This window comes from Arthrobacter sp. T572 (assembly GCF_056780115.1).
In genome coordinates, this window is sequence record NZ_JBRAZQ010000002.1 from 3,901,843 (window position 1) to 3,927,542 (window position 25,700).

The window sequence follows — 25,700 nt, forward strand, 5'->3', positions numbered from 1 at the left end:
GTCAACCCCGAGCTGGCAGTTAATGACAATGCTGCGGCACGGGATTGTCATTAACTGCCACCTCGAGGGGATCCGTAGGGCCGCTAGGCCAGAGGGCGCCCGCCCAAGCGCGTGGTGACCTTTGCTGCTGCGGCGGCGCACGCTTCGCCAAGGCTGTTCAGGATGTCTTCGGAGACCCTGAATTTGGGTGCGGGGATCAGCACGGACGCCACGATGTCGCCGCGATGGTCGTAGACGGGCGAGGCCACGCCCACTTCCTCAATGGACGTTTCTCCGAAATTGACGGCCCATCCGCGCTTGGACGCTTCCGCCAACCGCCCGACGTACGCCTCAACGGCGTCGTCATCCAGTCCGGGCAACGTGACCGAGCCGCTGCGCAGCAGGCTCCGGACGCGATCGGGATTCTCCCCAGCGAGAAACACCTGCACTGACGAACTGAGAGCTTCGTTGTAGCGCGCGCCGAGTGGAGCAAGGTGCTTCACCTGATGCCGGCTGGGGATCTGCTCAACGCACATGGATTCGACGCCGTTCCACACCATGAGCGCACTGGTCTCACCGGTGCGTTCGGTCAACTCCCGGAGGACCGGATACGCGACGCGGCGCTCTTCAAGTTCCGCCAAGAGGGGGCCAGCCATGGCGATCATTCCCAGCCCCAAGCGGAACCTGCGCGAATCGACGTCGCGCTCTACCAAACCCTCTTGCTCCAAAGTGGCAAGGATGCGCGACACCGTGCTCTTGTGCATGCCGATGCGGCCGGCTATTTCGGTGACCCCGAGCAGAGGTTCTTCGGCACTGAAGCTCTTCAGCACTGCGATGGCGTTGACGATTACTGAGGCGCCTTTGCCTTCGCCGTTGCTGGGAGCATCGTTGGATTCCGCGGGAGTCATGGATTCACTATATTTCGCCGGGTCGCCCGCACCGGAACCGTCTCGCGGGCACGAATCGGACGGCGGCGCGATCGGGCCGGTGGCCACCGTGCACCGTGACCACCGGTCCCATCACTTACGCTCCGATGATGTTGTGCTCGGGGCCGAACGGGAACTTGGTGATGTTCTCCGCACCGTCCTCGCCAACCACCAGAATGTCGTGCTCGCGGTAGCCGCCGGCACCCGGCTGCCCATCCAGGACAGTGATCATCGGTTCCATGGACACCACCATGCCCGGTTCCAGCACCGTCTCGATGTCCTCACGCAGTTCCAGTCCGGCTTCGCGGCCGTAGTAGTGGCTGAGCACGCCGAACGAGTGGCCGTAGCCGAAGGTGCGGTTGGCGAGAAGGCCATGGTTGACATAGATCTCGTTGAGCTCGGCGGCAATGTCCTTGCAGACGGCACCGGGCTTGATGAGCTCCAGGCCTCGTTTGTGTACCTCGACGTTGATGTTCCACAGTTCCAGCGAGCGGGCATCGGGTTCGCCATAGAACAGGGTCCGTTCAAGTGCCGTGTAGTAGCCGCTGGTCATCGGGAAGCAGTTCAGGGACAGGATGTCGTGTTCCTGGATCTTTCGCGTAGTTGCCCAGTTGTGCGCGCCGTCAGTGTTGATGCCCGACTGGAACCACACCCATGTGTCACGGATTTCCGAGTTCGGGAAGGTGCGCGCGATCTCGTGGACCATGGCTTCGGTACCGATCAGCGCAACCTCGTATTCGGTGATTCCGGCCTTGATGGCGTTGCGGATTGCCTCGCCGCCAAGGTCACCGATGCGGGCGCCGTGCTTGATGACCTCGATTTCCTCAGCCGACTTGATCATGCGCTGGCGCATCGCGGCTTGGGCCACGTCAACGAGCGTCGCGTCGGCGAACGCGGCCTGGATCTTGTTGCGGTTGTCCAGCGGCAGCGAGTCATCTTCGACGCCGATGCGGCGCGGCTTGATGCCGCGCGTGCGTAGGACGTCCTGGATGGCATGGATGTAGTTGTCACGCCGCCAGTCCGTATACACGAGGTTCTCACCGTAGCTGCGGCGCCAAGGCATTCCGGCGTCGATATTTGCCGTGATAGTGACCGTGTCATCCTTGGTGACCACCATCCCGTACGAACGGCCGAAGTACGTGAAGAGGAAGTCGGAGTAGTACTTGATGGAGTGGTAGCTGGTGAGGACCACGGCGTCGAGGTCCTTCTCGGCCATGATGCGGCGGAGGCCGGCGAGACGGCGCTCGAACTCGGCGTCGGAGAAGGTCAAGGAGACTTTCCGGCCGTTGTTGAGGACCTTGAGGCGCTCAAGCTTGGCGACGTCGTTGACAGCCTGGTCTTGGGTGATGGTCATGGGTGTTCCTTTCAATGGGTGTGGTTGTTTGTCAGTCCTGCTGCAGCGGCTTCTTTGACGTTTCTGCTGCGAAGAGGACTGCGATGAGGGAAACAAGGGAGGCAGCCACCAGGTACCAGCCGGGTGCCAACTGGTTGTGGGTCATGCCGATCAGGAGGGTGGCCATGAACGGGGCGGTGCCGCCGAACAAGGCGTTGGAGAGGTTGAAGCTGACAGCAAAGCCGGTGTAGCGGACCTTGGTGGGGAAAAGTTCCGCGAGGAAGCTGGGGAGCGTCCCGTCGTTCAGGGTGAGCATTCCGCCGAGGAGGATCTGCACCAGCACAATCACCAGGAAGTTCCGCGTGTCCAGGAGCATGAACGCCGGCACAGTCAGCAGCGAGAACAGGATGGACGCTGTGAGCAGCATCCGCTTCCGGCCAAACTTGTCCGACGCGATGCCGGTCAGGAAGATGAAGCCGATGTAGCTGGCCAAGGCAATGGTGGTAGCCAGGAACGACTCCGTGGCGCCGAAGCCCAGTTCTTCCGAGAGGTACGTCGGCATGTAGCTGAGGATCACGTAGAAGCCGACGGCATTCAGCAGCACCGCGCCGGTGGCGATGATCAACTGCTTCTTGTAGCGGCGGAACATCGCGAACGCGGGCGCCTTCACCGCATGGTCCTTCTCGGCCAGTTCCCGGAACGCCGGCGTGTCCTCCAGTTTGGTCCGGATGTAGCGGCCGATCAGGCCCATCGGCGCGGCCAGGAGGAACGGAAGGCGCCAACCCCACTCGTTGAGCTGCTCAGCGGTCATCAGCGAACTGAGGAGGGCGGCAAGCAACGATCCCAGCAGCAGTCCCGCTGCGGTACTGGCAGGCACGACGGCGGCATACAGTCCGCGCCGACCGGCCGGCGCGTATTCCACCAGGAAGGCGGAAGCCCCGGCATACTCACCTGCCGCGGAGAATCCCTGGACCACCCTGACCAGCAAAAGCAGGATCGGAGCCATGACGCCGATCGTGGCGTAGCCGGGGATCAGGGCGATGCAGAACGTAGCGACCGACATCATCAGAATGGAGAGGCTCAGCGCCTGCTTGCGTCCGATCCTGTCGCCGATATGGCCCCAGATGAAACCACCGATTGGCCGCACAAAGAAGGAGATCGCAAAGACGCCGAACGTTGCCAGCAACGCGGTCTGCCGATCCGTTTCCGGGAAGAACACTGAGGAGATGATGCCGGCCAGATAGCCGTAGACGGCGTAGTCGAACCATTCGACGAAGTTGCCGATGAAGCTGGCAGTGACAACTCGCCGTCGAGTGTCCCTGCTGGCTGTCTCTTTGAAAGTGGTAGCAGCGGCTGCCACTGAGGATGTTTCGTTACTCATGGATCCACCAAAATTATTGGGGTTGCATTCGACGCAACGCTGTTGCACCAGAGTATGTGTGACGTGCGGCACGGTCAAGGGGTAGTTTTAGTCCATATCTTCTGGAGGTGCGTTGCACCGCAGCGCCACAGCCAGCTTGTTCAGGCACATGGGACCGTTGCCTTCAGTAGAACAACGTTGCAGAGCACACACCAAAGCCCCGACGCTCTCTCACCAAAACCCCACCCGCCCCCAACGCTCTCTCACCATTTGACAGAGGAGGTACCTGTTGCGACCAGACGAGTGCCGGCGTCGACCATGGGCCGACCAACCCGCGCGGGAACAGTGAGAGAGCGTCCGGCCAAACGACACAAAAGGTGAGAGAGCGTCCCTAAGAAACGGGAAATAGGTGAGAGAGCGTCCCCAAAAGACGGGAAATAGGTGAGAGAGGGTCCCCAAAAAAGGGGGAAAAGGTGAGAGAGCGTCCCCAAAAAACGGGAAAAAGGTGAGAGAGGGGTTAGAGGACCTGGCGGATGGTCTCTTCGAAGCTCACTACGTGGTGCATGGCGAGCTTGGCGGCGAGCTCTTCGTCGCCGTCGGCAATGGCCGTCAAAAGTTCGGCGTGCTCGGAGATGTGCCCGGAAACGGAGGGCATCTTTTCGAGCATGTGGCACCAAATGCGGGTGGCGAGGTTGTCGTACCGGATCAGGACGTCCTCGAGGTGTGCGTTGGCAGAGGCCTTGTAGATCAGGCGGTGCACCTGGATGTCGTAGCGCATGAGTTCCTGAGAGGAGGCATCCTTGCCTTCAAGGTCACGAATGGCGGCGGCAACGTCACGAAGCTCTGATCGCATCGCGGAGCTGGCCATGCGGGCAGCCTTGCGGGAAGCCAAGGGCTCCAATAGTTCGCGGATCTCGGAGACTTCGGCGAGTTGGGTGATGTCCACGCCGGTAGCGAAGGTGCCGCGGCGGGGATAGGAAACCACCAGGTGGTCGCTTTCGAGCCGCTTGATGGCCTCGCGGACCGGCGTGCGGCCAATACCGAGTTCGGCTGCAATCTGACCGTCGTTGATGGGGTCGCCCGGTTTGATATCGAGCATGATGAGCCGGTCGCGCAACAGCAGGTAGGCGTTTTCCGCCAGGGACGTACCCTGCGGTGCCGATTCCAACGCTTCCAGTGCTGTGCTCATGACTCTCTTCCCGTGGCCGTAAAGCGGTCTGCCGGACGAGTTTTGACCGACCCGTTGACGACTATGTGACGTTCAACATACTATGGCAATAGTTCTAATATATCAGTTGCCTAACAGTCGGCCGCTAGAAGCACGTCAAAGGAGAACACCATGGTTGAACCGCTGATCCGCCCGCTCGCACAGGCGGACCCGGAGGTTGATCAGGCGATCGCCCAGGAGCTTATCCGCCAGCAGTCCACGCTGGAGATGATTGCCTCGGAGAATTTTGCTCCCACCGCAGTCATGGAAGCCCAGGGCTCAGTGCTGACCAACAAGTACGCTGAAGGCTACCCGGGCAAGCGGTACTACGGCGGTTGCGAACACGTTGATGTGATCGAACAGCTGGCCATCGACCGTCTGAAGTCCCTGTTCGGCGCCGAATACGCCAACGTACAGCCGCACTCCGGTGCCCAGGCCAACGCTGCTGCCATGCACGCGCTGATCACCCCCGGCGACACCATCATGGGCCTCAACCTCGCCCACGGCGGACACCTCACCCACGGCATGCGGATCAACTTCTCCGGCAAGCTCTACAACGTGGTCCCGTACAGCGTCCGCGAGGACACCCACACCATCGATATGGCCGAGGTGGAGCGCCTCGCCGTCGAGAACAAGCCGCAGCTGATCGTTGCCGGCTGGTCCGCTTACTCCCGCCAGCTGGACTTCGCCGAATTCCGCCGGATCGCCGATTCGGTGGGCGCCTACCTCATGGTGGACATGGCACACTTCGCCGGACTGGTGGCAGCAGGCCTGCACCCGAGCCCGGTCCCCCACGCCCACATCGTCACCAGCACCACGCACAAGACCCTCGGCGGCCCGCGCGGCGGCGTGATCCTGACCAACGACGCCGACATCGCCAAGAAGGTCAACTCCGCAGTGTTCCCCGGACAGCAGGGTGGACCGCTGGAGCACGTCATTGCCGCCAAGGCCGTGGCTTTCAAGTTCGCCTCCGAGCCTGAGTTCAAGGAACGCCAGGTCCGCGTGCTGGAAGGCTCCAAGATTCTGGCCGAGCGCTTCCTGCAGGATGATGTTGCCCAGGCCGGCATCTCGGTAGTCAGCGGCGGCACCGACGTCCACCTGGTCCTCGTCGACCTCCGCAACTCCGAACTCAACGGCCAGCAGGGCGAAGATGCCCTCCACCGCATCGGCATCACCGTCAACCGCAACGCCGTCCCCTTCGACCCGCGCCCGCCGATGGTCTCCTCCGGCCTCCGCGTCGGCACCCCGGCACTTGCCGCCCGCGGCTTCGGCGCCGAGGAATTCACTGAAGTTGCAGACATCATTGCGACGGCGTTGATCGCCTCGGCAGCCACCGGCACCTTGGACGACGCGACCGCCGTCGAACTCCGCAACCGCGTGACCGTGCTGGCGGACAAGTTCCCGCTGTACCCCCACCTTTCCAACAACGGCAATGGTGCCGAATCCGTACTCGAAGCAGAAATGATTGGAGCAGCCCAGTGAGTGTCGACCACCTCCCCGAACACCCTGACTTCCTCTGGCGCAACCCCGAACCCAAGCAGTCCTATGACGCAGTAATCGTCGGTGGTGGCGGGCACGGCCTGGCCACGGCCTACTACTTGGCCAAGAACCATGGCATGACCAACATCGCCATCCTCGAAAAGGGCTGGCTGGCCGGTGGCAACATGGCCCGCAACACCACCATCATCCGCTCCAACTACCTCTGGGACGAGAGCGCGGCCATCTACGAGCACGCCCTCAAGCTGTGGGAAATCCTTCCCGAGGAACTCGAGTACGACTTCCTGTTCAGCCAGCGCGGTGTCATGAACCTCGCCCACACCTTGGGCGATGTCCGCGAAAGCATGCGGCGCGTCGGCGCCAACCGCCTCAACGGTGTGGACGCAGAATGGCTGGAGCCGGACCAGGTCAAGGAACTCTGCCCCATCCTGAACACGAGCGACAACATCCGCTACCCCGTCATGGGTGCCACCTACCAGCCGCGCGCTGGCATCGCCAAGCACGACCACGTTGCGTGGGCCTTCGCCCGCAAGTGCGACGAGCTGGGCGTGGACATCATCCAGAACTGTGAAGTCACCGGCTTCATCAAGGACGGCAACCGCGTCACCGGCGTCAAGACCACGCGCGGAACCATCCACACTGAGAAGGTAGGCTTGGCAGCCGCCGGCCACAGCTCGGTCCTGGCCGAGATGGCCGGGTTCCGCCTGCCGATCCAGTCCCACCCGCTGCAGGCTTTGGTTTCCGAACTGCACGAGCCCGTCCACCCGACGGTGGTCATGTCCAACCACGTCCACGTGTACGTCTCCCAGGCGCACAAGGGTGAACTGGTCATGGGTGCGGGCGTCGACTCCTACAACGGCTACGGCCAGCGCGGCTCCTTCCACGTGATCGAGGAGCAGATGGCAGCAGCCGTGGAACTCTTCCCGATCTTCGCCCGGGCCCACGTGCTCCGTACCTGGGGCGGCATCGTGGACACCACGCTGGACGCTTCGCCGATCGTCGGCGTGACCCCGGTGGAGAACATGTTCGTCAACTGCGGCTGGGGAACCGGTGGCTTCAAGGGAACCCCGGCAGCGGGCCTTACCTTCGCCCACACGATCGCCACGGGCGCACCGCACAAGCTCAACGCTCCCTTCGCACTGGAACGGTTCGAAACCGGTGCCTTGATCGACGAACACGGCGCCGCAGCCGTGGCCCACTAGCCGCACAGGACAGGAAAAGACATGCTCCTCATTTCATGCCCCAACTGCGGGCCACGCGACGAAACCGAATTCCACTACGGCGGACAGGCCCACGTCCCTTACCCGGAAAACCCTAACGACCTCACGGACCGGGAGTGGGCTGAGTACCTCTTCTACCGCGAGAACACCAAGGGCACCTACGCCGAACGCTGGGTTCACAGCACCGGTTGCCGCCAGTGGTTCAACATGCTCCGGGACACCGTGAGCTACGACATCCACTCGATCTACGCGATGGGCTCACCGCGGCCAGACCTCGCAGCGACAGACCAGGGAGCAGCAGGCCAGGCCGGCACCCCCGGACTCGCACCGGCAGCCCCCACCACAACCACCTCCCCGGAAGGAGCCCAGAAGTGAGCAGCCAGAACGCCCGCCTTGCCACCGGCGGCCGCATTGACCGCAGCATCACCTGGCGGTTCACCGTGGATGGCCAGGAATTCGTTGGCCACCCGGGTGACACCATCGCTTCGGCCCTCCTTGCCAACGGCCACATCAACGCAGGCAACTCCCTCTACGAGGACCGCCCCCGCGGCATCGTCGCCGCAGGCGTCGAGGAGCCGAACGCCCTGGTGAAGATCGCTCCGCGCTTCCCCGGCCACGTAGCCGAATCCATGCTTCCCGCCACGGCTGTTTCGCTGGTGGACGGACAGAACATTGAGCTCCTGTCCGGCCTGGGCAAGCTCGACCCGGCCGAGGACAAGGCAGAGTACGACAAGAAGTACGTCCACACCGACGTCCTGGTGGTCGGCGGTGGCGTTGCCGGCCTGGCAGCTGCCCGTGAAGCAGTCCGCACCGGCGCCCGCGTCATCCTGATCGACGACCAGCCCGAACTCGGCGGTTCGCTGCTTTCCGGTTCCACCGCGGAGGGACTCGCGGAAGAGATCGAAGGCAAGCCCGCCCTGGAGTGGGTTGCCGACGTTGAAGCCGAACTCGTTTCTGCCGAGGAATGCACGGTCCTGCACCGCACCACGGCTTTCGGCTCCTACGACTCCAACTACCTGATTGCAGCCCAGAACCGCACGGACCACCTGAGCGTTCCTGCAGCTCCCGGCGTCTCCCGTACCCGTATTTGGCACATCCGTGCTGCACAGGTAGTCCTGGCACCGGGCGCCCACGAGCGTCCGCTGGTCTTCGAGAACAACGACCGCCCGGGCATCATGCTCGCCTCGGCCGTCCGCACCTACCTCAACCGCTACGCCGTCGCCGTCGGTTCGCGCGTCGTCATCAGCACCACCAACGACTCCGCTTACCTGCTCGCCGCGGACCTGAAGGCAGCAGGCGTGCCGGTTGCCGCCGTCGTCGATGCCCGTCCGCAGATCAGCGAAAAGGCCGCAGCCGCCGTCGAATCCGGCCTGCGCGTCCTGATCGGCAGCGCCGTTGCCGATACCAGCGCAGATGAGTCGGGCCGCCTCAGCGGCGTCACCGTCCGCAGCATCAACGACGACGGCGAACTCACCTCGGGCGTCGAGCAGATCGCCGCCGATGTCCTCGCCGTGTCCGGTGGCTGGAGCCCTGTGGTCCACCTCCATAGCCAGCGCCAGGGCAAACTGCGTTGGGACGATGATCTCGCAGCGTTCATCCCCTCCACCGTGGTCCGCGACCAGCAGGTTGTGGGCGCAGGCCGTGGCAGCTACGAACTGCGGGACTGCCTGGCAGAGGGTATCTCCGCCGGGGCAGCCGCATCCATCGCTGCAGGCTTCGAGTCCGCAGTGACTCCTTCCGAGGTCAAGGCTCCGGTAGCCAGCGCACCCACCCGCCAGCTGTGGCTGGTTCCCGGCCAGACCGGTGAACCGGGTGAGTGGCACAACCACTTCGTGGACTTCCAGCGCGACCAGTCCGTGGCCGACGTCCTTCGCTCCACGGGTGCGGGCATGCGGTCGGTGGAACACGTCAAGCGGTACACCTCCATCAGCACCGCCAATGACCAGGGCAAGACCTCCGGCGTCAACGCAATCGGCGTCATTGCCGCAGCGCTCAAGTTCGGCGGCGCGGACGCTGTTCCGGGCATCGGCGAGATCGGCACCACCGCGTACCGCGCCCCGTTCACCCCGGTGGCCTTCGCAGCCCTGGCCGGACGCCAGCGCGGCGAGCTGTTCGACCCGGCCCGCGTCACCTCCATCCACCCGTGGCACGTTGCCCAGGGCGCACTGTTCGAAGACGTCGGACAGTGGAAGCGTCCTTGGTACTACCCGCAGGCCGGCGAGGACATGGACACCGCGGTACTCCGCGAGTGCGCCGCAGTCCGCGACTCCGTGGGCTTCATGGACGCCACAACCCTCGGCAAGATCGAAATCCGTGGCAAGGACGCCGGCGAGTTCCTGAACCGGGTGTACACCAACGCGTTCAAGAAGCTCGCTCCCGGCTCCGCCCGCTACGGCGTCATGTGCACGCTGGACGGCATGATCTTCGACGACGGCGTGACCCTTCGCCTGGACGAGGACACCTACTTCATGACCACCACCACCAGCGGCGCAGCCAAGGTGCTGGACTGGCTGGAAGAGTGGCACCAGACGGAGTGGCCGGAACTGGATGTGGTCTTCACCTCCGTCACGGAGCAGTGGAGCACGATCGCCGTCGTCGGTCCCAAGTCCCGTGCGGTGATCGCCAAGGTGGCTCCGCAGCTGGCCGAAAACGGTGGGCTGGAAGCAGAGAACTTCCCGTTCATGACCTTCCGCGAGACCACGCTGGCCTCGGGCGTTCAGGCCCGTGTATGCCGGATCTCCTTCTCCGGTGAACTGGCCTACGAAATCAACGTTCCGTCCTGGTACGGACTCAACACCTGGGAAGCGGTTGCTGCCGCAGGTGCCGAGTTCAACATCACCCCCTACGGCACGGAAACCATGCACGTCCTCCGCGCCGAAAAGGGCTACCCGATCGTCGGGCAGGACACCGATGGCACGGTCACCCCGCAGGATGCCGGCATGGAGTGGATCGTCTCCAAGGCCAAGGACTTCATCGGCAAGCGTTCCTACCTCCGAGAGGATTCCAAGCGCGAGGACCGCAAGCACCTGGTGAGCGTCCTGCCCGTGAACCACTCCTTGAAGCTGCCCGAAGGCACCCAGCTGGTGGAGAAGGGCATCGCGGTCAACCCGGCCAACGGTCCCGTTCCCATGGAAGGCTTCGTGACCTCGAGCTACCACAGCGCCGCCCTGGGCCGTTCCTTTGGCTTGGCCCTGATCCAGAACGGCCGCAACCGCATTGGCGAAACCCTCGTGGCTTCCGTGGGAGACCAGCTGGTGGACGTGGTTGTTGGCGAAACCGTACTTTTTGATGCTGAAGGGACCCGCAAAGATGGCTGAGACAGCAACTCCCGCAGAAACCGTGAATGTTGACCGCGTTCGCGCCGCGCGCCGCAGCCCGGCCGAGCACCTTGCCGACGCCTTCGCCGCCGGCTCAGTGCCCGGGGCGGTGACGCTCAAGGAAATCCCCTACCAGACCCAGGTGGGTGTCCGGGTGGACAGGACGTCCGACGCCGGTACCCGGGTTGCGTCCGTCACCGGCGGCTTGCCTGCCGCGTGCGGTGAGGTAGTGTCCTCGGATTCCGCCAGCACCGTGTGGCTCGGCCCCACTGAGTTCCTGGTGGTGGCAACGGAGGAATCCCACGATTCCCTCGGCGGCTCCCTGGTCAGCGACCTGACGGCCGCTCTGGGCAGCGACTCCGGCCAGGTGGTGGACCTCTCCGCCAACCGCACCACGTTCGAGCTCTCGGGCAGCCGCGCCCGCGCAGTCCTGGAGAAGAGCTGCGCACTGGACCTCCACCCCCGTGTCCTGAAGGCAGGCACCGCCCTGTCCACGGAAATCGGACACATCCCGGTGGTCCTTTGGAAGGTCGACGAGGAGTCGTTCAAGATCTTCCCGCGCGCTTCCTTTGCCGATTACCTGGGTCGTTGGCTCCTGGATTCCATGCGGGAGTACGCGTCGCCTGAGGTCCCGTAATGGCACTGAGTGTGCTCGACCTGTTTTCCGTTGGCATCGGGCCGTCGTCTTCACACACGGTGGGCCCCATGCGGGCGGCAAAGCAGTTCACGGACGGACTTGTTTCGTCCGGCCAATTCCCGGCCACGGTGCGCGTCCAGGCTGAGCTTTTTGGCTCCCTGGGCGCCACCGGCCGGGGCCATGGCTCGGACAAGGCAGTGGTGCTTGGGCTCCAAGGCCACTCCCCCGAGACCGTGGACACCCGCACGGCGGATGACCAGGTGGCTGCGGCTGCCCTGGATGCCGAGCTGCGGCTGGGCGGGAACCACCGGGTGGATTTCAACTGGGACGAAGACGTGGTCCTGCACCGCCGCAAATCCCTGCCCGCGCACCCCAACGGCATGACCTTCCGGGCGCTGGACCACACGGGCGCGGTGCTGCGGGAGCGGAGCTACTACTCCATCGGAGGCGGCTTCGTGGTGGACGGCGACGTCACCGGCACGGAGAAGGTGGTGCCGGACACCACGGTCCAGCCCTACCCTTTCACGACCGGCGACGAACTCCTGGCCATCTGCGAACGCGAAGGCAAATCCATCTCCGACATCATGCTGGCCAACGAGCTCGTCTGGCGTTCCGAGGAGGAGCTCCGCGAACGGCTGCTGGGCATCTGGGCCGTCATGCGGGAGTGCGTGGACAACGGCTGCTCTGCCGAGGGAATCCTGCCGGGAGGCTTGAGCGTCAAGCGACGGGCGCCGTCGTTGTTCAAGAAGCTGGCTGAAGCCGACGCGTCCAACAGCAGCGATCCCCTGCTCGCCATGGAATGGGTGAACCTGTTTGCCCTGGCGGTGAACGAGGAGAACGCGGCCGGCGGCCGGATCGTTACGGCACCCACCAACGGCGCGGCCGGCATTGTGCCGGCGGTGCTGCACTACTACACCAAGTTTGTTCCAGGAGCCAACGACGACGGCGTCGTGCGGTTCCTGCTGGCCGCGGCCGCCGTCGGGATCCTGTTCAAGATCAATGCTTCGATTTCGGGAGCCGAAGTCGGCTGCCAGGGCGAGGTGGGTTCGGCCTGCTCCATGGCGGCCGCAGGGCTCTGCGAGGTGCTCGGCGGAACTCCGAGGCAGGTTGAAAATGCAGCGGAAGTCGGGATCGAGCACAACCTTGGCCTCACCTGCGACCCCGTGGGCGGACTGGTGCAGATTCCGTGCATTGAGCGGAACGCCATTGCCAGTGTCAAGGCGATCAACGCTGCCCGCCTTGCCCTGCACGGCGACGGCAGCCACAAAGTCTCCCTGGACAAGGCCATCAAGACCATGCGGGAGACCGGCGCCGACATGAAATCCAAGTACAAGGAGACCTCCCGTGGAGGCCTCGCCGTCAACGTAGTGGAGTGCTGACCATGACTGCCATTCAATCCGAAGCCGCCGTTTCTTCCGGTACAGAGACCACCGTGGAGCACGTGCTCACCCTGGACTGCCCCGAAGGGCCGGGCATTGTGCACGCTGTCTCCGGGTTCCTGTTGGAACACGGCTGCGACATTATCGACAACAAACAGTTCGGCGACCGGGCCGAGGGGCACTTCTTCATGCGGGTGCATTTTGCCTCCGACGGCGACGACTCCACCGTGGAGGCGCTGCGTTCTTCTTTTGCCCCGGTCGGCGAGAAGTACGGCATGAACTGGCAACTGGAACGCCAGGGCTACAAGCGCAAAGTGTTGATCATGGTGTCCAAGTTCGGCCACTGCCTGAACGACCTCCTGTTCCGGGCACGGATCGGCGAGCTTCCCATCGACGTGGTGGGAGTGGTGTCCAACCACCTTGACCACAAGGGTTTGGCCGAGTGGCACGGAATCCCGTACTTCCACGTCCCTGTCACCGCCGCCACCAAGCCTGCTGCCGAGGCACGCCTGCTGGAGATCATCGACGAGCTGGACGTCGAGCTCGTGGTCCTGGCGCGCTACATGCAGGTCCTCAGTGACGACCTTGCCCGGAAGCTTGACGGCCGGGCCATCAACATCCACCACTCGTTCCTTCCGAGCTTCAAGGGCGCCAAGCCGTACCACCAGGCTTACGCACGAGGCGTCAAGACCGTGGGCGCTACCGCGCACTACGTCAACGGTGAACTCGACGAAGGACCGATCATCTCGCAGCAGGTAGTGGAGGTGGACCACACGTTCGGACCGGACGATCTCGTAGCCGCCGGTCGGGACACGGAATGCAAGGCCCTCAGCAACGCCGTTCGTTGGCACTGCGAAGGGCGGATCATCCTGAATGGGAACAGGACGATCGTGTTGAAGTAGGGCCTTGCTTCCTGCCTGCCTGCGGGCTTCTAAGCCGCCGCCGAGATGGCAAAAGATCACAATGTTGCCGCCCAGCATTGTCATCAAGTGCCATCTCGGCGCGTGGTTAAGGGGTCGCGGCGTTGATCCACACCCCGATGATCCACGTGCTCCCGGCGGCGCACGCCAGCCCGAACTCCACCAGAATGCCGATGCCCGTGGCCTTGATGGCAGCCAGGCTGGACCGGACGGCGGTGCGGAAGTTGCGGGTCCGCTGGACCTCGCTGAGCAGAAGGCCGACGGCGAACCCCACCAGGAGCCCCACCACGGGTATGAGGAACATGGCCACGACGCCCAGCACGAGTCCGATCACCACGGACCTGTTGGGGATGCCATGTTCCTTGAGTTTCCGCCCGGTCAGGACCGCGCTCGCCGCCATGCCCGCGATCACGAACACCAGGCCCACACCGAAGACCACCCAACCCAGCGTTCCGGCTCCTCCCCAGATGGCCCAGGCCAGCAGGCTTGCGCCGATCAGGATGCTTCCGGGCAGCACCGGAATGATGGTCCCGGCTATCCCTACCGCAATGGCCAGGCCGCACAGGATGGTCACGATAAGTTCGGCGTTCATGGCCCCAAGTCTAGGTGGCTGAACTTCGGTCCGGCCTTCTGACGCCTACGACGACGGCGACCCTCCCCGCGGTGGGGAGGGTCGCCGTCGTCGTGGAAGCGGTGGTGACCGCTACTTGGTGACTGCGGCAGCGACTGCCGCGGTGACCGCAGGTGCCACGCGGGCATCCAGCGGGCTCGGGACGATGTAGTCCGCGGACAGATCTTCCTCGGCCAGCTGGGCGATGGCACGGGCAGCGGCGATCTTCATCTCGGACGTGATGCGGCGGGCACCTGCGTCCAGGGCCCCGCGGAAGATGCCCGGGAAGGCCAGGACGTTGTTGATCTGGTTCGGGAAGTCGCTCCGGCCGGTAGCAACAACAGCGGCGTGCTTGCGGGCCACCTCCGGCAGGACCTCGGGGTCCGGGTTGGACAGCGCAAACACGATCGACTGGTCGTTCATGAGCTTGAGGTGTTCTTCATCCAGCTTGGAGGAGGAGACACCCACAAAGACGTCGGCGCCGGTCAGGGCCTCTGCCGGCCCGCCGCTGACGCCGCGGGGGTTGGTGCGCTGGGCGAAGCGGGCCTTGACGCTGCCGGAATCGGCCACGAGGTCTGCACGGTCAGCGTTGATGACACCCTTGGAGTCGAGCAGGATGACATCCTTGATGCCCACGGCCAGGAGGATCTCGGCGATGGCGATGCCGGCGGCTCCTGCGCCCGAGACAACTACCTTAAGGCCTTCGATGGCGCGGTTGGTCACCTTGGCGGCGTTGGTCAGCGCTGCGAGGACCACAACGGCGGTGCCGTGCTGGTCATCGTGCATGACCGGGACATCCAGGGCCTCGATGAGCCGCTCTTCGAGTTCGAAGCATCGCGGCGCCGAAATGTCTTCGAGGTTGACTGCGCCGAAGCTCGGGCGGAGGCGGACCAGGGTTTCGATGATCTCGTCCACGTCGGTGGTGTTGAGGACCAGCGGGATGGAGTCGAGGTCGCCGAAGGTCTTGAACAGCGCCGATTTGCCTTCCATCACAGGGAGGGAAGCGCTGGGGCCGATGTTGCCCAGGCCGAGGACGGCGGTGCCGTCGCTGACCACTACCACCAGGCGCTCTGCCCAGGTGTGGGTGCGGGCCAGCTTGGGGTCGGCGTGGATGGCGCGGCTGACCTGTGCGACACCGGGGGTGTAGGCGATGGAGAGGTCGCGCTTGTCGTTCAGCGGAACAGTGCTCGTGACGGTGAGCTTGCCGCCCTCGTGGGCGGTGAAGATTTCCTCTTCGGTGAGGATCAGGTTGTCAGTGGTTTCAGTAGCGATTGTCTCGGTGGACACGTCGTTGTCTCCTCAGGCTAGCCGTGGACCCACGGCAATGATTCGGGCAGGAACAGAACTGCTGTTCAGGCCAAAAGGTGGCTGGCCTGGAAGGTGCTTCTGCAGAGATGGGCTGCTAGCCGCTTCGGTCTTTCCAGCGTAGGCAAGCCCGGAAGGTACAAGATTCAATACCAAGAGAGACGATTCGAGAGTAAAACGTTTATCCAGCAAATAATGTGACTCAGGTCACGGGAAAAACCGCATCCCAGCGGGCCTCCGGTCTAGACCAGTCAGTCACCGGTGAGCAGGCTGCAGGCCCTCTTAAGGTCCTTCTCCGCTTCAAAAAGGGACAGCCGACGGCACCGGACCGCCTGGACCAGCCCGCTGACCAGATGCAGGAGGATACGTGCCCTGGCCGGGTCCTTGCTGCCGCGGTCCGTCAAAGAACCCACCACTTCCTCGGACAGGACATCGATCTCCCGCAGCAGCTGCGCCGTGTCAGTGTCCTTGCCCGCAGGCCGGATCAGGCAATGTTCAACGCCCGGCTGCATGACCCGCAGGTGGAAGATCTCCATCATCAGCCCGGAGAGCACATGGCCCTTGCCGTCGCGCTGCCGCAGCCCGTCCTTCAGCTCACGCAACTGCTGCCGGTAGACCGCGAGCATGAGATGCGCGGTGGAGGGGAAGTAGCGGTACAGGGTTCCCAGCGGAACATCGGCCCGGGCGGCAACATCCGAAAGGCTCAGGGTGTCGAACTGGCGCTGCGCAAAACCGGCGGCCGTCTTCAGGATCCGGGCATAGCGCAGCAACTGCCGCGGCGTAGTGGGCGCGGCAGCCATGCGGGGCAACCCCGTGGTCAGATCCAGTGAGTACGGTTCCAGTGAATTTGCTGCAGACATCTCCGGCGATCTCTTGGGAAGCTGGCAAGGCAGCGGCCGGCCGGAATCGAGGACCCGCGGCTGGCCGATCGCATCAATGATACGGGAGCTTCTTGACTGTTTCCTGAGAGTGCCTGGATCAGGCCGGCCGCATGCCGCTCCCCGGATTCCGCTGCCCGCGACCCTAAACTTCAGGAAGGTTTTCACCCCCAACTCCGACCCGGTTGGGGGCACAGGCGCGGGAGGAACAGCATGGGGACATTACGACGCCGGATGGCAGCGGCGCTTGCAACGGCCACTGCGGCGGTCATGGCACTTGGCGCCCTGCCGGCGTCGGCAGCCCCCGGCAGCGGGCCCGACCCGGTGGTCCAGGGAGAGGCTGTGGTGGGCAAGACACTTACCACGGAGATCGGGCCCTACACCTTCTACGGCTGCGGCGGCGGAAAGGGGCCCGACTTCACGGTTTACTGGACCCGTGACGGCTTCCTCGTAGCAGGTGAAACCGCCCGTACCTACGTCCTTCAGCCCGATGACACCGGAGCCCGGATGTCCGCCCACCTGACAGCAAGCAAGACCGCGTGTTCCGGAGAAACGCTGCACAGCAACGAGACCGGGCCCGTGGCAGCGGCCCACCGCGCCAGCGGCTTCACCGGTCGCAGCTTCGAACTCCTGGCCCGCACCAACGACGGCACCCTTATGCTGTACGGGCGCAAGGGAACAGCCTGGGACACCACGCGTGCCGTGGGGTGGGGCTGGAGCGGCTTCAATGCTCTGATTGCCCCAGGGGATTTCAACGGTGACGGCAAAGGGGACGTTCTGGCTCGGGACGCCGCAGGAACCCTCTACCTCTATGCGGGCGACGGAACCGGCGGCTGGAAGCCTGCCCAGGTGATCGGCAGGGGCTGGAACATTTTTGACCAGATTGTCAGCCCGGGCGACTTCAACGGTGACGGCCACAGCGACATCCTGGCCAGGGAGCCAGGTGGCGCCCTGTACCTCTACCCCGGCAACGGTTCCGGAGGCTGGTTGGCGAGGACCGCCGTCGGGCAGGGCTGGCAGGTGATGGACGCACTGGTGACTCCCGGAGACTTCAACGGCGACGGCAAGGTCGACGTCCTGGCGCGGGACCGCAGCGGCTACCTCTACTTCTATGGCGGCAACGGCGCCGGCGGGTGGACGCGGTCGTGGCTGATCGGGGTGGGTTGGAGTGCCCTCAAGTCTGTCGGCGCTGCGGGCGACTTTGACCGGGACGGCTTTCCCGATGTCTACGGCGTGGACCAACAGGGGCGATTGGTCATGTATTACAGCGATGGAAGGACCGGGTGGCGCAAGTCCGAGCCGGCAGGTAATGGTTGGAGCGGGTTCACAGCAATCTTTTAGCTGAAACCCAGCCGCGATATTATTGGCGCATAAGTCTGGGGAGGACACAATGAACGCTTTACCGTGCCCTGTGTTTGGCGTGCGCCGGGCCGTAGCCGGAATCGCGGCCGTATTTGCAGCGGCATTCATGCTGGTACCGGCCCCGGCCCAGGCAACCATGGATCCCGACCAACCTGTCATCCACGGCGCTCCGTTCGTTGGCTCGACGCTCACCGTGGAGATCGAACAGGGTTCGTTCAGCGGTTGCGGAGCTGCTGCCGGGCCGGACTACAGCATCTATTGGACCCGCGACGGCGTCCTCTCTTCCAGACAGTGGCCGAACTACATCGTCACTGAGGAAGACCGGGGAGCAACAATCGCCGCACACCTGGTAGCCAGCCAGAACGGCTGTGACCCCGTGGAGGTATCCAGCCAGGAAACCGCAGCGATCTCCGCTTCCCACCGCGCCAACGGATTCACCGGTCGCGGCATCTTCGAGGTTCTGGCCCGCCGGACGGACGGCAACCTCGTCCTTTATCCGCGCTCCGGCAACGCCTGGGAAGCACCCCGCACCGTGGGACCTGGATGGAACGGGTTCACCTCCGTCCTCTCGCCGGGTGACTTCAACGGCGACGGCGTCAACGACATCCTGGCCCGCGACTCTTCCGGTCGCTTGTTCCTCTACGCAGGCACCGGCGACGGCGGCTTCTTCGCCGGCCGGCAGATCGGCAGCGGCTGGAACGGATTCACTGCGATTGTCTCCCCCGGCGACTTCAACGGAGACGGCAACAACGACGTCCTGGCACGGGACTCCGCCGGCACGCTCTTCCTCTACCCCGGCAACGGCAACGGCGGCTGGCTGGGCAGGTCGGTAGCCGGCACCGGCTGGAACGTGGTCAACCAGATCATCACCCCGGGTGACTTTAACGGGGACAACGACGTCGATGTCCTGGCCCGGGACACCGCTGGAAACCTTCGCCTGTACACCGGCAACGGAAGCGGCGGCTGGCGCGGGTCCTCCACCATCGGCTGGGGCTGGGGCGGCATGGCAACCATTGCGTCCGCCGGCGATATTGACGGCAACGGCAACGTTGACGTCCATGCCGTGGACGGGTCCGGCCGCCTCATCGCCTACTACGGTGACGGCGACGGCGGCTGGAACGGTTCCGGCGTGATCGGCTGGGGCTGGGGCGGCTTCAACGCCGTCTTCTAAGGGCTGGGGGGAGTCATGGCAGTGTTCTTTTCCGTCCGCCCTCTTTTAAGGGTTCTCCTGGCGGTGATCCTCGTCGCAGGATTGGTCATGGCCGTACCCGTTCCGGCCGGCGCTGCCGGGCCGGGCGTCCCGCTGCCCACCGTTGCCACGCTGACATCGCCGCCCACTGCGGGGCCCGGCGACACCATTGCAGTGTCCTTCACCCTGAACGGTCCTGCCAAGGAAGTCGGATTCACCTACGTCAACCAGGACACCCTGGAACAAGCGACCCTCCTGGGCCCCACCAGTTCAGCCGCTGGACCGTACAGCGCACAGGCGAAGGTTCCTGTGACGGGCAGCTCCTTCAAACGAACCGGCCGCTACAGGCTGGTCAGCGTTAACATCACCCTGCCCGCAGGGCAAGGTGCCGTGCGGTACGGACGTGATGGCAACATCATCTTCCTCACCCAGGGCCTGGAAGCGCCGACCCAGCGCCCGGGCGCCCTGGACAGGATCGACTTCTCCGTCGACAACCCCGCCCTCCCCCTGGTGGACAACCCGAACACCAAGCCGCCGGTAGTCTCCGGGACGGCGCGCTACGACCAGGTCCTCAGCACGGACAACGGCGCCTGGACCCATCCGCCCACCGGCTACATCTACCAGTGGTTGCGAAACGGGCAGCCGATCGCAGGTGCGACGGTCAACAGCTACCGGGTGGTCGAAGCGGACCTTGACCAGACCCTGTCCGTCCGCGTGACGGCAACCCGGTCCGGGTACCGCGCAGTGTCCGCATCGTCGCTTCCGCTGACGCCCACTTCCCCCATGACGGCCACACCTCCCACACTCCAGGGCAAGTTGACCGTCGGATCAAAGCTCACCGGCGTCTTCAACGAGGCCACCGTCTCCACGGGAACAGCCGGCGGTCCCGTCAGCGTCAGGTACGAATGGGTGCGGAACGGAACCCCGATCAGCGGTGCGACCAGCAGTACCTACACCCTGACCGCTGCCGACCGTGGCGCCGTCGTGGGTTTCCGGGCAGTAGTCCAGACCGGTGATCCTGCCGGGATGACCAGGCCGTTCACGGTGTACGGCCGCACCGTGGTGCGGAACAAGCCGCCCGCAGAAGGGTTCGACGCCGGTACCTCCTTGGACATGTTCGCCCGGAACGCTGCCGCGAACCTGCTGCTGTACCCCACGGACGGAGCCGGCCGCTGGCAGGCCCGGAGGACCATCGGTTACGGCTGGGATGTCTTCGACGCCGTCTTCAACGCCGGTGACTTCAACGGCGACGGGTTCAACGACGTCATTGGCCGGGACCGGAACGGCACGCTCTTCCTGTACCCGGGCAACGGCCTGGGCGGCTGGCTGGCGCGCAAGGAAATCGGGTGGGGCTGGAACATCTTTGACGCGGTCTTCCCCGTGGGCGACTTCTCCGGCGACGGCAACAACGATCTCATGGCCCGCACGCCCACAGGCGCGTTGGTGCTGTATCCGGGCAACGGAAGCGGCGGGTTCCGGGCACCCGGCGCAGTGGGCCAGGGCTGGGAAGTCCTCAGCCACGTCTTCTCACCCGGCGACTTCGACGGCGACGGCCACCCCGACGTCATGGGACGCGACTCCGCCGGGAACCTGCGGCTGTATGGCGGCAACGGCAGCGGAGGGTGGACCACGGCGCGGGCCGTCGGGACCGGATGGAACGTCATGTCACGGATCGGTGGCGCGGGTGATTTCAACGGCGACGGCTTTAATGACGTCTGGGCCATCGATTCCTCCGGCCAACTGGTGATGTACTACGGCGCGGGCAACGGCAACTGGAAAGGTGCTGCGGCTGTCGGCTGGGGCTGGGGCAGCTTCACGGCGGTTTTCTAAGCCGATTTCGGTTGCTTTTGAAGCTTGACTTGTCTTCTGCGTGAATTTTTGCCAGCAAATTCCCAGACTGCGGTTTCCAGCATGTACTCTCAACTCACTTATACCTGCCGGTTGTCTGTGGCCGGCCCGAATTGGGGGAATCATGGGGAGCACTCCTCGGCGCCGTGTGCGCAATTGGCTGGCCGCAATCGTTGGCAGCATCATGGTGGCCGGTGGACTTGGTGTGGCACCAGCGGCGCAGGCTGATGACACTTTCGCACCCGTTCCCGTGGCGGTCTCCACGACGCCCGTAAACGTGGCCTCCGGCGGTCATGCGACATCGCGGATCACGTTCCAGGCTTCCGGCCCGTTGAACGACGTGTATGTCGCCTTCCGGAACACGGCCACGGGCGAAGTCCACAAGGAACTGACCCAAGGCTCCTACAGTGCGGCCGATTCCACCTACACCTTCGAAGTGTTCTTCGGCCAAGGCACCCCTGCGGGTTCCTACCGCGCCCAGTATGTCGAAGCACGGACCGAGGTGGGCAACGTGGTTGCTTACTGGCGGGACGGATCCCTAGTCCACAATTCCGGGAACCTTCCAGCCTCGGGTACTGCGGCGGTGACCCTGGAGGCCCTGGATTTCAATTACGTCACTTCCGTGAACATCGACCGACCCCACACCAGCGGGTTCTACCGCGATGCGTACTGGGACAACTACACCATGAGCCTGCTGATCCGGGACTCCTGGGGCCGGCTCGGCCTGTTCCCCACCGGAGGAAACGGAACGTGGAAGCAGGCCTACGAGGTCGGTTCCGGCTGGAACATCTTCAACCTCATGCTCGCCGCCGGCGACTTCAACAACGACGGCGAGAACGACGTCATTGCCCGTGACGGTTCCGGTGCCCTTTATCTCTACCCCGCCGACTGGCACGGTGGATGGTTCCCGCGCCAGCAAATCGGGTGGGGCTGGCATGTCTTCAGTTCCATCTTCGCCGCCGGCGACTTCAACGGCGACGGCAACAACGACCTCCTGGCCCGCAAAACCAACGGAGAACTGGTCCTGTATCCAGGGAACGGGCACGGCGGCTTCCTGTCTGCGTCCACCGTGGGATGGGGCTGGAACGGCATGACCTCGATCTTCTCCCCGGGAGATTTCGACGGTGACCGCAAGCCCGACGTCCTGGCCCGCGACAGCGCCGGCAACCTGGTGTTCTACGGCGGCAACGGGCGCGGAGGATGGACCACCAGCCGCGTGATTGGCCAAGGCTGGAACGCCATCACCAAGCTGGGCGGCGTCGGCGACTTCGACGGCGACCGCGCCAACGACGTCTGGGGAATCGACACCGCCGGCCAGATGCGCATGTACTACGGCAACGGTTCCGGCGGATGGAAGGGTTCCGGGGTAGTCGGCTGGGGCTGGGGCGACTTCAACGCAGTTTTCTAGCGGGTTCCACCACCCGGGTCCAACCGCTTTCGTGCAACTTTTTATGAGGATTCTTGAAACTCAATAACGTCACACCACACCGTTGGCGTCGTCTCGCCAGTCTGGTGGCTGCCTCCGTTCTGACCTGCGGACTCCTCGCTGCCGGCCTGCCTGTCCATGCGTCTGAACCATCGGTGGCTGTCCCGCTCCGCCAGATCTACATGGCACCGCCCGAACTCACCGGGGAACCGACCGTAGGCGGATTGTTGAAGGCTGATCTCAGCTGGACCACGCCCACGGTTGTTCCTGAGGGCGGAAGCCCTGCTCTCTCCTTCCAATGGACCAGGGACGGTCAAGTTATTCGGGGAGCCACCGGTCAGACGTACCGGGCGACTATGGACGATTACGGCACAGTCGTAACAGCCTTCGTCACAGTCACTTACGACGCAGAGTCAGTCCTGACCCTTCAGGCGCGGGAATCCCTTCGCATAGCTGCAAAACCCCGTGCCCGCGGATTCAACGGTGACAGCACCTTGGATATGTTTGCCCGGGACACGTCCGGGCGGCTCTGGCTGTATCCGACCGACGGACGTGGACACTGGCAGCCCGCGCAGGTAATCGGAACCGGGTGGAACGCCTTCAACCACCTCTTCTCACCGGGGGATTTCGATAACGACGGCAATGTCGATGTGATGGCCCGCGATTCCCAAGGGCGGCTGTTCCTTTACCAGGGCAATGGTTCCGGAGGTTGGAAGAAGGCACTGCAGGTTGGCCAAGGCTGGCAAGGATTCAACGCCATTTTTGGGGCGGGGGATTTCAATGGAGATGGCACCAACGATGTTATGGCGCGGGACGCCGCCAGCAATCTTGTTCTCTACCCTGGCAATGGAAGGGGCGGATGGCTGGCCTCCTACACCGTTGGGTGGAATTGGGGCAGCTACGACAACCTCATGAGCGCGAACCACTTCCAGGGCAGGAGTGACCTGGTTATCGCTGCACGGGGACCCTATGGATTCCTTCGGTCGTTCGAATCACCCCGGAATGGGTGGTTTGACCGTTACGCGGGCTGGGCATTGGGCACCGGGTGGGATGCCGTTGGCCCCATTGGTTCGGCCGGTGACTTCAATGGTGATGACAAAACGGATGTGTTCGCGATCGATAAGGCCGGCAACCTCAACATGTATTACGGAAACGGCGCTGACTATCTGGCCACCGGCCTGCCCGGCAACATCTGGAAAGGCCAGTCAGTGGTCGGCTGGGGCTGGGGCGGCTTCACCGCAGTCTTCTAAGGCGGCTATGCCACGCTCTTGATCTTCACCACGAACACTGCACCCAGCAAGCCGATCACGGCAGCAGCCACGTACAGCGAGATATAGCCGCCCCAGTACGTCACGAACGGGAACGCGATTCCGGGTGCGATCACTTGGGGCAGCGAATTCGCGATGTTGATGACTCCGAGGTCCTTCCCGCGGTCCAGCGCTGTGGGAAGGACCTGCGTTATGAGCGCAAAGTCGACGGCCAGGTAGGCGCCGAAGCCGATTCCCAGCACTATCGCACCCAACAGGGCGCCGATCCATGTGGGCGCAAAAGCCAGGATCAGGGACGCCACGGCGATGATGACGGACGAGGCTATGACCAGGGGCTTCCGTTTGCCCATCAGGTCGCTCAGCCGCCCGCCGAGCACACTGGTGATGATCACGGTAACCGCGTACAGGCCCGTCAGGATGAGCACACCGAACTCGGGTTTGATGCCTTCGGTTTCCTCAAGGTGCACCGCGTCGCTGAGGAAGTAGAGCAGATACAGGGTGACCATATGGTTGCCGGTGCTCACCAGGAGGCGGGTGAGCCAGGCCCACGCGAAGTCCGGGTTGCGCCTTGGCGACACCCAAAAGCCCTTGATAAATTCCAGCAGCCGGAACTGCGGCCGGGCTTCCTGGGGCAGCGGCTGGTCGTCGCTCTTGACCAGGTACAGCACGACGCCGGCCAGCAGCGCCGCGGCGCACAGCCAGTAGCCCACGGCGAAGTCGCCGGCCACAACGGCGGCGATCACCGCTCCCAGGAGGATGCCGACTGTTTGCCCCATGGCGGCGAGGCCACCCACGGTCCCGCGCTGGACAACAGGAACACGATCGGGAACGGCAGCCGTAATTGCCGCGTACATGGCATTGGCTCCGGCCTGCACCACGCACCACAACAGAGTCATGAACGCTACATCGGGGGCGCCGGCCAGGGCCACCAGGGCGACCGCGCCGAGGATCGCACCGATAACCACCCAGGGAACGCGACGGCCGTACCGGGAGACCGTACGATCGCTCAGCGCACCGAACAAGGGGTTCGCCACCATGGAAACGGCCGCTCCGCACCCTGTCACCAACGCCAGGATGGCTTCCTTTCCGCCTTCGTCAAAGTGGGCGGCCTGTTGGCCCAGCAAAACCTGGAGTGGGCCAAAGAATGCTGCGTTGATACCCAGGTTGACCAGGACGACGCCGGTCACCCAAAGCCCGCGGACCCGGTCCACCGGCTCGGCGAGTGCCGTGGCCGTGCTGCCGCGAACGACGAGGGGATCCGGGACCGGCCCCGGCAGATCGGACAGACTCATGGCAGGTTCCCCCTACTTTCGATGCTTGGATTCAGCCTAGCGCGGCAGACAGGCGTGGAGCCCTTTGTGGCGGCGTTATCCACATAGGCGTGGACATGCCGTGCCGCACCACCGATCCGAACGTAATGTGGGCTCAAACCCCGAAGGAGAATCCCATGAACGATCAGGTAAACACCGCCGACCTCTACGACCAGCGTGGAGAGGAACTCGACTCGATTTCGGTGCAGTTCCAGGACCTGGGCGGACGCACCCATTTCAGCGGGCCCGTCCGGACCATCCGCTGTTTCCAGGACAACGCGTTGGTGAAGTCCACGCTTGCTACACCCGGCAATGGCTGCGTGCTGGTGGTCGACGGCGACGGCTCGTTGGGTACAGCCTTGATGGGAGACATGATTGCCGACAGCGCGGTCGCCAACGGCTGGGCAGGCGTGGTGATCCACGGTGCCATCCGGGACCGTGAGGCTCTGGCGCAGTTGCCCTTGGGCATCAAAGCCCTGGGAAGCAATCCGCGAAAGAGCGCCAAAAACGGGGCGGGTGAGACGGACGTCGACGTGACACTGGATGGTGTGCGCATCCGGCCAGGCGCCATGATCTATTGCGACCCGGACGGCATCCTTGTGGAGAAGTGACCTATCCGGCGGCTGCTGTCCAGCGAAACTTCATCGGACCGGGAATCAATGAGGCATTAGGATAGTTACTGAAAGCAACTATCCTGCTTAATTCCTGATCTGCCATCCCTTGGAGAAG

21 protein-coding genes are annotated in these 25,700 nt (G+C 64.0%); 13 read left to right on the plus strand and 8 right to left on the minus strand.

Going from position 1 to position 25,700, the window contains the following annotated elements:
- Positions 1–83: 83 nt before the first annotated feature.
- The 4 genes from ACUYMZ_RS19245 to ACUYMZ_RS19260 form a co-directional block, all read right to left on the minus strand.
- A complete protein-coding gene (locus ACUYMZ_RS19245) occupies positions 84–887 on the minus strand; it encodes an IclR family transcriptional regulator (RefSeq protein WP_426004574.1) in 804 nt (267 codons plus the stop codon).
- A 115-nt stretch (positions 888–1,002) separates the two neighbouring features.
- Positions 1,003–2,259 (minus strand): aminopeptidase P family protein, encoded by a 1,257-nt coding sequence (locus ACUYMZ_RS19250; protein ID WP_481605338.1) that lies wholly within the window; start codon positions 2,257–2,259, stop codon positions 1,003–1,005.
- 31 nt (positions 2,260–2,290) lie between these two features.
- Complete coding sequence (locus tag ACUYMZ_RS19255) at positions 2,291–3,619, minus strand: MFS transporter (protein ID WP_481605340.1); 1,329 nt, start codon at positions 3,617–3,619, stop codon at positions 2,291–2,293.
- A gap of 496 nt (positions 3,620–4,115) precedes the next feature.
- Positions 4,116–4,787, minus strand: a complete 672-nt coding sequence (locus tag ACUYMZ_RS19260; protein ID WP_481605342.1) for a GntR family transcriptional regulator — start codon at positions 4,785–4,787, stop codon at positions 4,116–4,118.
- A gap of 150 nt (positions 4,788–4,937) precedes the next feature.
- Here ACUYMZ_RS19260 and glyA point away from each other — a divergent pair, with 150 nt between their 5' ends.
- Genes glyA through purU form a run of 7 tightly spaced genes read left to right on the plus strand, consistent with a single transcriptional unit; the run spans position 4,938 to position 13,757 of the window.
- Positions 4,938–6,287, plus strand: coding sequence for a serine hydroxymethyltransferase (gene glyA / locus ACUYMZ_RS19265; protein WP_481605344.1), 1,350 nt, complete (start codon positions 4,938–4,940; stop codon positions 6,285–6,287).
- Positions 6,284–7,504, plus strand: coding sequence for a sarcosine oxidase subunit beta family protein (locus tag ACUYMZ_RS19270; RefSeq protein ID WP_442424096.1), 1,221 nt, complete (start codon positions 6,284–6,286; stop codon positions 7,502–7,504). Before glyA ends, ACUYMZ_RS19270 begins: the two co-directional genes overlap by 4 nt.
- Positions 7,505–7,525: 21 nt before the next feature.
- Positions 7,526–7,897 (plus strand): sarcosine oxidase subunit delta, encoded by a 372-nt coding sequence (locus ACUYMZ_RS19275; RefSeq protein WP_426004582.1) that lies wholly within the window; start codon positions 7,526–7,528, stop codon positions 7,895–7,897.
- A complete protein-coding gene (locus ACUYMZ_RS19280; protein WP_481605346.1) occupies positions 7,894–10,839 on the plus strand; it encodes a 2Fe-2S iron-sulfur cluster-binding protein in 2,946 nt (981 codons plus the stop codon). The genes ACUYMZ_RS19275 and ACUYMZ_RS19280 overlap by 4 nt, the downstream gene beginning before the upstream one ends.
- Complete coding sequence (locus ACUYMZ_RS19285; protein ID WP_481605348.1) at positions 10,832–11,476, plus strand: sarcosine oxidase subunit gamma; 645 nt, start codon at positions 10,832–10,834, stop codon at positions 11,474–11,476. The genes ACUYMZ_RS19280 and ACUYMZ_RS19285 overlap by 8 nt, the downstream gene beginning before the upstream one ends.
- Positions 11,476–12,855 carry an L-serine ammonia-lyase gene (locus ACUYMZ_RS19290; RefSeq protein ID WP_481605350.1) on the plus strand — a complete coding sequence of 460 codons (1,380 nt, stop codon included), beginning with the start codon at positions 11,476–11,478 and terminating at the stop codon, positions 12,853–12,855. The genes ACUYMZ_RS19285 and ACUYMZ_RS19290 overlap by 1 nt, the downstream gene beginning before the upstream one ends.
- Positions 12,856–12,857: 2 nt before the next feature.
- On the plus strand, positions 12,858–13,757 hold the full coding sequence (gene purU, locus ACUYMZ_RS19295) for a formyltetrahydrofolate deformylase (protein WP_481605352.1): 900 nt from the start codon (positions 12,858–12,860) through the stop codon (positions 13,755–13,757).
- 106 nt (positions 13,758–13,863) lie between these two features.
- On the opposite strand, the gene ACUYMZ_RS19300 is transcribed toward purU, so the two are convergent.
- The 3 genes from ACUYMZ_RS19300 to ACUYMZ_RS19310 all read right to left on the minus strand — a co-directional run bounded on the left by ACUYMZ_RS19300 (position 13,864) and on the right by ACUYMZ_RS19310 (position 16,550).
- Positions 13,864–14,367 carry a DUF456 domain-containing protein gene (locus ACUYMZ_RS19300; RefSeq protein ID WP_442424100.1) on the minus strand — a complete coding sequence of 168 codons (504 nt, stop codon included), beginning with the start codon at positions 14,365–14,367 and terminating at the stop codon, positions 13,864–13,866.
- Positions 14,368–14,478: 111 nt separating this feature from the next.
- Complete coding sequence (locus ACUYMZ_RS19305) at positions 14,479–15,672, minus strand: NAD(P)-dependent malic enzyme (RefSeq protein WP_481605354.1); 1,194 nt, start codon at positions 15,670–15,672, stop codon at positions 14,479–14,481.
- Between the two features lie 269 nt (positions 15,673–15,941).
- Positions 15,942–16,550 (minus strand): TetR/AcrR family transcriptional regulator, encoded by a 609-nt coding sequence (locus tag ACUYMZ_RS19310; RefSeq protein ID WP_426004591.1) that lies wholly within the window; start codon positions 16,548–16,550, stop codon positions 15,942–15,944.
- A 231-nt stretch (positions 16,551–16,781) separates the two neighbouring features.
- Here ACUYMZ_RS19310 and ACUYMZ_RS19315 point away from each other — a divergent pair, with 231 nt between their 5' ends.
- The 5 genes from ACUYMZ_RS19315 (at position 16,782) to ACUYMZ_RS19335 (ending at position 23,643) form a co-directional block, all read left to right on the plus strand.
- Positions 16,782–17,909: an FG-GAP repeat domain-containing protein gene (locus tag ACUYMZ_RS19315; RefSeq protein ID WP_481605356.1), complete on the plus strand. Its 1,128-nt coding sequence runs from the start codon at positions 16,782–16,784 to the stop codon at positions 17,907–17,909.
- A gap of 49 nt (positions 17,910–17,958) precedes the next feature.
- Positions 17,959–19,101 (plus strand): FG-GAP repeat domain-containing protein, encoded by a 1,143-nt coding sequence (locus ACUYMZ_RS19320; protein WP_481605358.1) that lies wholly within the window; start codon positions 17,959–17,961, stop codon positions 19,099–19,101.
- 87 nt (positions 19,102–19,188) lie between these two features.
- Entirely contained in the window at positions 19,189–20,949 is a 1,761-nt protein-coding gene (locus ACUYMZ_RS19325) for an FG-GAP-like repeat-containing protein (protein ID WP_481605361.1), read from the plus strand.
- A gap of 142 nt (positions 20,950–21,091) precedes the next feature.
- Complete coding sequence (locus ACUYMZ_RS19330; RefSeq protein ID WP_481605363.1) at positions 21,092–22,375, plus strand: FG-GAP repeat domain-containing protein; 1,284 nt, start codon at positions 21,092–21,094, stop codon at positions 22,373–22,375.
- A 53-nt stretch (positions 22,376–22,428) separates the two neighbouring features.
- A complete protein-coding gene (locus ACUYMZ_RS19335) occupies positions 22,429–23,643 on the plus strand; it encodes an FG-GAP repeat domain-containing protein (protein ID WP_481605365.1) in 1,215 nt (404 codons plus the stop codon).
- 5 nt (positions 23,644–23,648) lie between these two features.
- On the opposite strand, the gene ACUYMZ_RS19340 is transcribed toward ACUYMZ_RS19335, so the two are convergent.
- Positions 23,649–24,953, minus strand: a complete 1,305-nt coding sequence (locus ACUYMZ_RS19340) for an MFS transporter (protein ID WP_481605367.1) — start codon at positions 24,951–24,953, stop codon at positions 23,649–23,651.
- A 155-nt stretch (positions 24,954–25,108) separates the two neighbouring features.
- Between ACUYMZ_RS19340 and rraA the strand changes: the two genes are divergently transcribed.
- Positions 25,109–25,582: a ribonuclease E activity regulator RraA gene (rraA, locus tag ACUYMZ_RS19345; protein ID WP_481605369.1), complete on the plus strand. Its 474-nt coding sequence runs from the start codon at positions 25,109–25,111 to the stop codon at positions 25,580–25,582.
- Positions 25,583–25,700 lie beyond the last annotated feature (118 nt).

What these genes read in the sequence shown, in the direction of transcription:
- ACUYMZ_RS19260 (WP_481605342.1), bottom strand. Translation starts at nt 4,787, where the DNA reads ATGAGCACAGCACTGGAAGCGTTGGAATCGGCACCGCAGGGTACGTCC.
- ACUYMZ_RS19320 (WP_481605358.1), top strand. Translation starts at nt 17,959, where the DNA reads ATGAACGCTTTACCGTGCCCTGTGTTTGGCGTGCGCCGGGCCGTAGCC.
- ACUYMZ_RS19255 (WP_481605340.1), bottom strand. Translation starts at nt 3,619, where the DNA reads ATGAGTAACGAAACATCCTCAGTGGCAGCCGCTGCTACCACTTTCAAA.
- ACUYMZ_RS19310 (WP_426004591.1), bottom strand. Translation starts at nt 16,550, where the DNA reads ATGTCTGCAGCAAATTCACTGGAACCGTACTCACTGGATCTGACCACG.
- ACUYMZ_RS19250 (WP_481605338.1), bottom strand. Translation starts at nt 2,259, where the DNA reads ATGACCATCACCCAAGACCAGGCTGTCAACGACGTCGCCAAGCTTGAG.
- glyA (WP_481605344.1), top strand. Translation starts at nt 4,938, where the DNA reads ATGGTTGAACCGCTGATCCGCCCGCTCGCACAGGCGGACCCGGAGGTT.
- rraA (WP_481605369.1), top strand. Translation starts at nt 25,109, where the DNA reads ATGAACGATCAGGTAAACACCGCCGACCTCTACGACCAGCGTGGAGAG.
- ACUYMZ_RS19300 (WP_442424100.1), bottom strand. Translation starts at nt 14,367, where the DNA reads ATGAACGCCGAACTTATCGTGACCATCCTGTGCGGCCTGGCCATTGCG.
- ACUYMZ_RS19330 (WP_481605363.1), top strand. Translation starts at nt 21,092, where the DNA reads ATGGGGAGCACTCCTCGGCGCCGTGTGCGCAATTGGCTGGCCGCAATC.
- ACUYMZ_RS19285 (WP_481605348.1), top strand. Translation starts at nt 10,832, where the DNA reads ATGGCTGAGACAGCAACTCCCGCAGAAACCGTGAATGTTGACCGCGTT.
- ACUYMZ_RS19290 (WP_481605350.1), top strand. Translation starts at nt 11,476, where the DNA reads ATGGCACTGAGTGTGCTCGACCTGTTTTCCGTTGGCATCGGGCCGTCG.
- ACUYMZ_RS19325 (WP_481605361.1), top strand. Translation starts at nt 19,189, where the DNA reads ATGGCCGTACCCGTTCCGGCCGGCGCTGCCGGGCCGGGCGTCCCGCTG.
- ACUYMZ_RS19275 (WP_426004582.1), top strand. Translation starts at nt 7,526, where the DNA reads ATGCTCCTCATTTCATGCCCCAACTGCGGGCCACGCGACGAAACCGAA.
- ACUYMZ_RS19245 (WP_426004574.1), bottom strand. Translation starts at nt 887, where the DNA reads ATGACTCCCGCGGAATCCAACGATGCTCCCAGCAACGGCGAAGGCAAA.
- ACUYMZ_RS19315 (WP_481605356.1), top strand. Translation starts at nt 16,782, where the DNA reads ATGGGGACATTACGACGCCGGATGGCAGCGGCGCTTGCAACGGCCACT.
- purU (WP_481605352.1), top strand. Translation starts at nt 12,858, where the DNA reads ATGACTGCCATTCAATCCGAAGCCGCCGTTTCTTCCGGTACAGAGACC.
- ACUYMZ_RS19340 (WP_481605367.1), bottom strand. Translation starts at nt 24,953, where the DNA reads ATGAGTCTGTCCGATCTGCCGGGGCCGGTCCCGGATCCCCTCGTCGTT.